Consider the following 10,012-nt stretch of genomic DNA (forward strand, 5'->3'; position numbering starts at 1 on the left):
TGTTTTATGATGTTTGCCCTAACCATAACAATTTTATTTTGAGCTGACTATACTTTCACATAGATTTTTCGATTTTTCAAAATCACTTGTTGATTTTTTTATCTGATAATTAGCTAACTTCCCCATCGCAGCACCTGCCCCTCCTAAAGGTATAGTTATTCCCATAACGGATTTGCTAACTGGCACTGACCTTCTATCACCTAAATCCGTTCTATCATTTTTTCCACTTCCAAAATCAATATATGGGTCTACATCATAGACTAAATGCTTCAAACCATCATCTCTTGGAGCATAATAATTGTAAGTACCTACATTAGTAGGATCTCTAACAATACGACTATAATCATCCTTAGATAAATTACCATCTAAAGTATCAACAATCACTTCAAACTGTCCATTTTTATGAACAAACTTTTTATACCTGTATTGACCATTTGACATTTTTTCTGGAACGCCATTGGAATTAAAATTATGGAAAATATTTGTAACTATCCCCTAAAATAACACAGCTCAAACGTAGAATTTCTTATAAAATATCCATAAGGAGTTTTAATATGAGCAAACGAATGACTGAGACCCAAATCGTATCGATATTAAAAGAAGCAGAAGCTGGGATACCTGCTAAAGAGCTGTGTCGTAAATACGGGGTAGCTAGCTCGACATTTTACCAATGGAAGTCTAAATACGGCGGTATGGAAGCCTCTGATGTCAAACGATTAAAAGAGCTTGAAGAAGAAAACCGTAGGCTTAAACAGATGTATGCTGATTTAAGCCTTAAAGCGCAAATGCAGGAAGATATCATAAAAAAGCTATAGCGCCTGCCCTTGAGCGCAAAGTCTGGGCGCAAGAATTGCAGGCGCAGTATGGTGTTAGTATTGCATCGAGCTGTCAGGTGGTCTGTATGAGTCGAACCGCTTACTACTATAAACCTAAACTATCTGATGATAGTGAGATTATTGATGTCTTAAATGAGCTAACAGATAAGCACAATCGTTGGGGCTTCCCTAAGTGTTTTAAGCGTATACGCAAGCTTGGCTATTCATGGAATCATAAGCGAGTACACCGTGTTTATACAGCGTTAAACTTAAACCTACGCCGTAAGTCTAAAAGACGGCTACCAACACGTAACCCCCAGCCGCTAAGTGTGCCAGACGCATTGGGTCATACTTGGTCTATGGACTTTATGAGCGATAAGCTGCATAACAATATTCGCTTTCGAACCTTTAATGTGATTGATGATTACAACCGTGAAGTATTAGGCATTGATATTGGTATCAGCATTCCATCACTCCGAGTAATTCGCTACCTCGACCAGTTAGCCGAGTGGCATGGCTATCCTAAGCAGATCCGTGTGGATAACGGCAGTGAGTTTACATCCAGCATATTTACTGACTGGGCATCGGCTCATGGTATCTATATTGACTATATCGAGCCTGGCTGTCCTTATCAGAATGCTTATATTGAACGATTTAATCGTAGTTATCGCAATGAGGTTTTAGACTGTTATCTTTTTAACAATTTAAACGAGGTTAGTAAGCTGACTGAGGAATGGATCACGGTTTATAACACTGAAAGACCCCATGATTCACTTAATGATATGACACCTGCCGAGTACAGGCAGGTGGCTTAATTATTCTACGATGATATTGTGTTAAGAATGGGGTATTTACAAAAGCACCCAGCCCTTATAAAGAAAGGGATTAAGAGTAAATACAGACACAAAAAAACCCCAAACAATCTAATGTTTGAGGCGAAACTTGTATAAAACTTAAGTTTTAAATATGGCGCAGCGGACGGGACTCGAACCCGCGACCCCCGGCGTGACAGGCTAGACCCACCATATTTCATTAAATTACTTTAATCTATGTCAACCTGTAAAGACTTATGTAGCAAGGGCTATAGAGATTATTATGTTAAGACGTTTAGCATACTTTAATACATTTTATACTGATTAATAAGCTTGTTTTGGTCACCTAATAAGTATAAATATTATACTTACATCAAGGTAAATTAAGTATAGTATTTATACTTATATTTAAGAGTTTTTCTCAATACTCTATCCTTGATGTAATTATCCAATGCCACTTTTTACCAAAAGGGTTTCCATTTTCGTAACTCATAAAAACCATGAACGGTGATTTTTCCATCTACTTATCTCCACTTTGACATGGAACTTTATGTAAATATGGATACTCACCTTTACAGCAAATGTAAGATCATAGCGATGCTCAGGTGTTAAGTTAGTTAAGACTATATTAGGTCAAATAGGGATATTGGAGATACCTACTCGCTTTTTTACAGTGATATCTTAAGCGTCATTGACTGCATGATAACTTTATACACTAGCTTTGCAGATAGCGCTTGTTAGGCCATCTAAAGCAGTTCAACTTTCAGTTGGTTGAAACCGTTCTATTTTCTTTAGTCGTCTTTAACGCTTTAAGACTCAAAGTGAATATGTAGTTAAACCCTGGTACTTGGAAATTTAACTACTGTAATACTAATTCCAAAAGTAAGGTGCTAGTTAGCCCGTGCCTAAAATATACTCAGTTTTAAACCTGAGAATACCATACATGAAACACCAAATATTAATCCTAAATAATATCTAAGGTCATGATTAAAAGGCATTATCATTGACATTCTAGGAAACAACTTAAAAACATAAACTTTACGCTTGTTTATACACTTTAGTAAACTTTTATTAGCACTATCATAACTAAGCTTCATTACAGAATTTGTAGAGTTAAGTAAGGTACTCCTATAATTTTTAGACAATACCTCATATTCATAAGTAATATTTATAGAGTGCCACTGACCTAAATAAAACTCTCTTCCAAAAGCGGATATATTGTATGAAACTATATTACAATTGATTCTTTCTCCAAATAGAAAAACAAATACATCTAATAGTAAAGCTCCCACTATAATAGCCGTAACAATTAAAGAAAATAAAAACATGCTATACAAAAGAAATATTTCGTACATAATTTGAGTCACTATAATCTATTTTAAATTTCATTTTTCTGGAGTTATTCCTATACGCAAAGAAATTGCTATTGATATAGGAAGCTAAATAGCTGATAGCTACTGTTGCAAGCATCAAGAGAGCAAAACCTAAGAAGCCAGTCGCGAGCAATGGTACTAAGGCTGATATAGCTCCAAATGATAAGGTATTGATAACTATTTGACCAACTTTGCTACTGAGTGATAGGTCGGAATCTGCAGCTACTATTATATTAGCAACAACCGCTCCTAGAACACCAGCTCGTGCTGACCATCTACCTAATTTACTTTTTTGTTTTAAAGTTTCACTGATATACCACTTTGATTTCACAGTTCCATCAATATTTGTAAAGAAATCTGATGTTGATAATAATAATGTAGAAATGAATAAAAGACCGTTTCTTAAATCATCTACATCAGTAAACCCTCCATCAAGTCCACCACCGATCATATACGCTCCAGCACCTGATTCTGGATCTAAGATGGTATAGCCCGTACCTGACCAACCATTCAGTGTGATCTGGGTATCATGCACGGTGACTATTTTACCTGCATTCACGCCGTTACGAATATCCGTCATCACCACATCGCTATGGTTCAGCTTTGGCAATATCTCAGCATAGTTGGCTTTAGTGATTGTATAAATAGTCTGACCTTGCTGAGCGGCAAGACTGAGGGCTTTTGTCGCACTGATACCATCGGCTTCTTTTTCTTGCGTTTCAGGATTATCAAATAACTGCTCAGGAACAAGATTTTCATTTAAGCTATAGCTTGGTCCTCTTGAGAGGTTATAAGCGGTCAGTTTTTCTCTGTCATTATTCACTTCCACCTTAGTATGCAGGATTTTATCGATATCCATGACCACGCCGCCCATTTTTACCGCAAGTGGTAGACCATAACGATACTCAGGGGTTAGGTTGGTGGAAAACGTTCCATAGGTTAAGAAGGGATACTGAACGATGCCTGCTTGCTTTTGTACGATGATGTCTTGGGTATCATTGACTGCATAGTAGCTTTGTACACCTGCTTGTAAGACAGCACCAGTTAGATCGTGCTTGGTAAGTCCGTCGAGGGCTGCTTGATTTTCAGTTTGTTCAAACTTTTCTAGCTTTTCTTTGGCAGCTTCTAACGTGCTTTTTGTATTTTCTAGCTGCTGCTGGCTTAGGCCTTGTAAGTCATAGCCAATTGCATGGTATTCGCCTGCAATGATTTCTTTATCGGTCCCGCCATTAGAGCTTCTACCAGGGCTTGTGATATTCATTTTACCGCTGATGCTGTCACCAAGCTTATAATTGCTGCCTGTGACCAGCACCTCACCATTTAGCGTGATTTCAGGCGTCATAGTGATGCTGGTTGGTAGTCTGCTAGGCAGTGTACCATTCTCATCTTTTGGCAGATAACTAAGTAATTTATCTTCATCTGCTTGGCTTGCAGGCTTAAAGGACAGCGCTAATGGTTTACCCTGTAGCTGAACGGTAGCGATTTTAAAGTCTAAAGCAGGTGAGCTTAAACCTGCGTAGCCACCATAACGACCAACGTTTTCATACAGCACCATAGTGAAATAATGTCGTATACTGTCAGGCAGCTCTTGATAATCAGATATTACCGTTCTGACTTGATACGGCAGTACAGGGCTTAACATCGAGCTATTGTAAGGTTTGATCGTGCTCGTACCAAGTATATCGCCTACCGTCGCGTCACTATGGTTTTGTTCGATATAGTTTTGGACTTGCGCTTGATAGTCTTCAATCGCTTGGTTGACCGCGCCTTGATTCAGGTTTTGTACGCTACCAGTCGACTCATCAATAAGCGCACCGTCTTTGGCTTGTGCAATCAAGGCTTCAGCGTCAAATGGTACAGCCTTAGCTAGATCAATGCCTTCTGTACGCGTATAGGACTTATAACTGGCATCCAACGGTATCCACTGGGTCTGAGTATCATTATTGGCAGCGCCGCCACTGATGGCGTTAATATTGGCTTCGACCCAGACATGTTCCATCCGTAGATGGGTCGCGACACTGCCATTAGTCAAGGCCACATTGGGCACGCCGCCTTGACCGAGCAAGTTCTGAGCCGCGCTGATGTTACTGACGCCGCCGACCCAGTCCATTGCTTGTTTGGCTGGAATATCGACCGTACCGTAGACGTAACGTGCTGGAATATCTGAGGCGCGAAGGAGCGCAATAAGGAGGCTGGCGGTATCAAATGAATTACCACGTTTGGTCTGCAGAGTATAGTCACTACCTTGGATACTGCCATAGGTTGGCAGATATTGAATATTATCATGTACCCATTTATAGATTTCAGCAGGATTGTTATTTAGCTCGGCTGCTTTGTCTATGATAGCTTGCGTGATTTGGATATCGGGTGTTTGGGTCAAGTCAGCAGGTTGTACTTGAGCAGGTAAAGCATTTAGTACTGTCCAGTTACCTGCGTCTGTTTGACCTGCCAGTCCTGCGACTTTATTAAAGTCAGTATTAATAGCGGTTTGACCCAGTAGCATCTGACCAAAACGGTATTCAGTATCTCGCCATTGGTGCACCGCTGAGTAAGGCTGTCGCTCGGCATTATAATTTGCTTTACGTAGTACCGCGCTGTCCGCTTCGCTAACAATAGGCTTACGCACGTCACTATCAGGCATGCCCCAAGGTAGGTTTTCTACATCGGTTTGCTGCTGTTTGGGTTGCCATTCTTGTATTTGTGTGTTGATAGCTGATATGGCATCCAAACTTTGACTTTCCGTTGTGCTCGCACTCAACTGCTTAAATAAGCCATTCAAGGTTTGGTGGCGCGCATTTATTTCATTAATAAGATCACGCTGATCGATAAAGTCTTGTTTATCAAAGTTGCCTTGCTGCATATGTTTGGTTTGGGCAGACAATTGAGCAATGAGGTTTTTTTGCTCATCATTTATGCGTGCTTGTAGGCTTAATACTTGATATTTTGTGTCTTTCAATAGCTCAGGATCAACGGTTTCGATGATTTCACTGTCATCGGTGAAAAGACTGGTAATTCCATCAATAGTTTTTTTGTAGATGCTTCTACCTGCAAGCATTTCTTGGCGCTGCTCTTGATAGTTTGCTTGTTCCAGTTGGTACTTAGCAGTTAAGTTGACCAGTTTGTCATAAGCATCATTACCGACAAGGCTTTGCTTGGCTTCAAGCTCAGCTTTGATTTTGTCGTTGGCAGCCGCGGCTTGTGCTGGTAAGGTGATGACATTGAGCATCCCTGCGGTACATAGGATGCTCAATGCTTTGGTCAGCTTAGTTGCTTGAGTGAATGCTGGGTCTTGCGGATTTGGTTTAAAAAAAAGCGTCATGGTCGTGCCTCAGGTACGTTTACGGTCATAGTAGTTAGATTTGGTTACCACATTTGTTATTGGCTTAGACGTGCGGATCATACTGATTCCGAGAAAGGTACAGTTCTATCTGCAGCGCTCTTAAAAGCTCATCTAACTCATAACGCAGCTGTTCAAGTTCGCTTGAAGTATCGTCTTCTTGCAGTCTCGATAGGGTTTCACCAAGACGAGCGGCTTCATACACAGCTAAATGATGCAATCCTAATTTATGATGCTTATAAACGAGACCTAACTGAGCTTTGGCATGTATCTTGAGTTTTCCATTTCGGCTCCACAATGACCACTGGTGAATCGTGTCATGCAATATTTGGATTCTTGACTCAATATCTCGCACTAGATAGCGTGTTTCAAACTCCTCTAGTAGTACGGAGTTGTTACTACCGTTAGTAACGTCTGAGACCGTTAATCGTACGGGATGAGTTCCCAAATTTTGTGGCAATCGTATAGTCAGTACATCATGAATAGACTGTCCAGCTGTGACAGTAATCTGATAATTGACGGTGTCACTGTCCTTAACAAGGTCATCCATCCCACCGTTATATCCCAACCATTGACTGCCTGCTGGCAAATCTAATTTCACAAGAATGTGCCTATCTTTATTGCTAGTATTCTCTATATCTACAGGCAGACGTACCACTTCATTTGGCACATAGTCAGTTTTGACAATTTGGCGGCGTGAGTTTAGTAATTGCGTTAAGACATTGTCCCAATGAAGCTCTTGGGCGTTGGTAGTGCTATTACTGTTGGGATAAGGTGAAATCTCTGCTGAAGTAGCCAAATCCAAACTACCAATCACATCAAAATTGGTCGCTATTGGTGTTCCATTACCATAGCGTTGACCCACAATTGCAGGATAGTCTGTACTTTGGTAGTGATGCTTGTTTCCTTTTTTATTGTGCCCGCCGCTATAGTCATTACTCACCGTAGCCCAAACCTCAGCTTTATTTGGATCAATGAGGGTTAAATGCTGTGCCCAGCTTCCATGGTGTGCTTTAGGACGACCAGTCATTCGAAGCGCAGTATTAGCAATCATGTCATCAGTTGGCGCTGTAACAAATTGATCAGAAAACGCTAAAGTATCTGAGTTTAGACGCAAAGCACCTCGACGTTTTACCCCTGCTAAGCTATAGAGATTTTGATCAACAGAACCGTTCATTGCACTGTCTATGAGTAGGTTGTCACCACTATATGCCAGTTCAACAAGCTCTCTTCTTGTATAGGGATGTAATGGCTTAACCGCCCCCAACAACCAGTATTGAGCATATTTACCGCTCTGCATTTCATTAGCGAATTTTTCTGGACGCGATACCAGCTTATAGGGTACATCTAGGCGTTTTAGATAACGCTCTAACACTGATGCGCGTTGTTCAAAGCAATCTTGCTTGTGGTTGCCATGACTAAATTTATAACTATAGACATTCCAACCCGGTACACAGTTATAGTAGACCAATAACGTATTATCGATATTATCATTGTCGCCTATGGTGACATTGATAGGAGGCTCAGTTAATAAAACCTGAGATTGTGCCAAACCTTTTTGACCTTGAGCAAACTCTGCAAGCAAGACAGCTGTGATACGCTCTCCATCGACGCCAGCACTTATCCAAGGCGACACACCTGATAACGTACCAGAAGCATCAATACTGGTTGACGATAATGTAAGTGTTTGGAAAAGCTCTAAGCTGTCACCTCTAAATAGCGCTATCGATAATGGCAAATCATTTAGCGGCTCATCGCTCGAGTTATCAATCGACCATTGCCAATTAACGGTTTCACCGACAGTTATCTCAGATGTACCCGCTAACGTACCTGCCACACCAAAACCTGTCTGCGCAGCTGATAGCACAGTGAATGATTGTGTCAGTGCTTGATTCGCTTGAGTCCCATCAGCTGCTATCGCTGTACTGGTAACGGTATAGCTACCCGTTATAGCATCGGCAAGAGGTACATTAAAATACTGGTCTTTGATGGCATTTGGTGCGAGCTCATTATAGCTATAATCTTGCGACCATATATTCTGACCGTTAGGGTCAGTGACCGTTAAAGTGACATCACGTTGGCCTGCCATCGCATTACTGGCGGTGTTAATGACACGCGAGTGAATTTGTACCATATCTGTTGGTAGGTATTGTGTTTTATCGACATACAACTGGCTATTTGTTTGAGCGGAGAGCGCACCATCAGCGACGATAGCGAAGGCTCTATCCAGTTCAGCGACGACTTTATCCTGATGAATCAGCTCGATATGGGCGGTATAATTGCCTATTGGTGTCTGACCCGTTTGCCATGTGTTTAGCACGTTGGCGCTATTAACCGGAGGATTGCCAATGTTGGTAAGGGCAACACTCAAGTCAGTGGTAGTATCAGCAAATCGCTCAATGACATTTCCTGCACTATCAATAATACTGACGCGAACGCTTGGTGATGTAGGAAAGCTGCCTAAGTTGGTTGGCGTTGCCATGATAGTAACGATATCATTGGCTGTATAAGAGGTTTTATCAACATTGCCTGCTAGACTAAATGCAGTGAACTCACCAGTGACAGCGATGCGCGCGATATTGTTGCTGCGGGTATATTCTTGGACAACACCTTGACGGCTAATAGGGTCTGTAGGATCAGTGGGGTTAGGGATACCTGTGGCACTATCAACACCAGCGCCTGCGTCATTAGCAATGACAATCAGCTCACCAAAATCAGCAAGACTACCATTAGCAGAAGTATAATCAATACTCAGATCAACATAGTCACCACCATCCAGTGTATCAGTCAACGTGACTTTACCTATCAGCTCAGCTTGAGTCGCGTCTACACCTTTAGCCAGTCGGTAGAAACTAACCGGTGTACCTTTGGCGACAGGCTTGCCTCCAGCATTACCAATACGAGCAGTAAAGCGACTGGGCGCAGAATTGCCTTTGTCATGGATTTGAATGTATGAAGCAGTTAAATCAGAGGCGGCGGTGACATTGACACCAGGGATTAAGTTGGCGCGATAGGTATTGTGCACCTCCCAACTGTTGGGTTCATTCTTAGGAATGGATAGGTTATCATTGATGTTGGTGACATGGTAGCTGTACTGGTTCCAAATATTACGTGTGTTCGCCCAGTCTTTGTTTTTACTGGAGATCATGCGTATGCCAGCGGTGCGTCCAGCTCTTCCTGTAGTATTGTTAGATACGAATAAAACATCTGCATGACCATCTGCATCTGCATCTGCATCAACGACTATGGGTGCTTCATGGGCAGTATGTGAAGAGTTTGGTGTCTGATAGATAACACTACCAGTTTGTGCATCATAAATTCTAAAATAATCTTCGTCAGCGTATACAACTTCAGATTTCCCATCATTATTAAAGTCAAAAATGCTTGAACCCGTTACATTAGATGAGCGATCTTGCGTAGGTGATGACCAGATAATACTGCCATCATTCCGCATAACAGTATAGGCAGCAGCACCAGCCACACCCATATCTGCAATGCCGTCACCATCAAAATCTGCTAACGTTGGTACACTGACCCCTGCCGTCAATCCCGTAGACTTAAACTTGGGAGATTTTAATTACGCAGCCTGACGATAATAATCAAACCACACCTGTCTTGGTGATTGATAGCCCAAACCCTTTTGAATCCTCGTCTGATTGTAGTACAGCTCGATAT

Annotated in this window: 3 protein-coding genes and 1 pseudogene; 1 reads left to right on the top strand and 3 read right to left on the bottom strand. The window is 41.4% G+C overall.

The window, feature by feature from the left end:
* Nucleotides 1-33 precede the first annotated feature (33 nt).
* Nucleotides 34-441 carry a hypothetical protein gene (locus L0G63_RS12590; RefSeq protein WP_301450969.1) on the bottom strand — a complete coding sequence of 136 codons (408 nt, stop codon included), beginning with the start codon at nucleotides 439-441 and terminating at the stop codon, nucleotides 34-36.
* Nucleotides 442-554: 113 nt separating this feature from the next.
* On the opposite strand from L0G63_RS12590, the pseudogene L0G63_RS12595 reads away from it, so the two are divergent.
* A pseudogene (locus tag L0G63_RS12595) lies at nucleotides 555-1,630 on the top strand (IS3 family transposase).
* Between the two features lie 1,326 nt (nucleotides 1,631-2,956).
* Here L0G63_RS12595 and L0G63_RS12600 read toward each other — a convergent pair.
* Both L0G63_RS12600 and L0G63_RS12605 read right to left on the bottom strand, forming a co-directional pair.
* Nucleotides 2,957-6,319: a transglutaminase family protein gene (locus L0G63_RS12600; RefSeq protein ID WP_301450970.1), complete on the bottom strand. Its 3,363-nt coding sequence runs from the start codon at nucleotides 6,317-6,319 to the stop codon at nucleotides 2,957-2,959.
* A 64-nt stretch (nucleotides 6,320-6,383) separates the two neighbouring features.
* Complete coding sequence (locus tag L0G63_RS12605; protein WP_301450971.1) at nucleotides 6,384-9,884, bottom strand: VCBS repeat-containing protein; 3,501 nt, start codon at nucleotides 9,882-9,884, stop codon at nucleotides 6,384-6,386.
* Nucleotides 9,885-10,012: the final 128 nt, after the last annotated feature.

The sequence above is a fragment of the Psychrobacter sp. genome, from assembly GCF_030454045.1.
In the GTDB taxonomy this organism is placed as follows: Bacteria; Pseudomonadota; Gammaproteobacteria; order Pseudomonadales; family Moraxellaceae; genus Psychrobacter.

Excerpts from the sequence above, each read along its gene's own strand:
- L0G63_RS12590 (WP_301450969.1), bottom strand. The coding sequence starts at position 441 with ATGTCAAATGGTCAATACAGGTATAAAAAGTTTGTTCATAAAAATGGA.
- L0G63_RS12600 (WP_301450970.1), bottom strand. The coding sequence starts at position 6,319 with ATGACGCTTTTTTTTAAACCAAATCCGCAAGACCCAGCATTCACTCAA.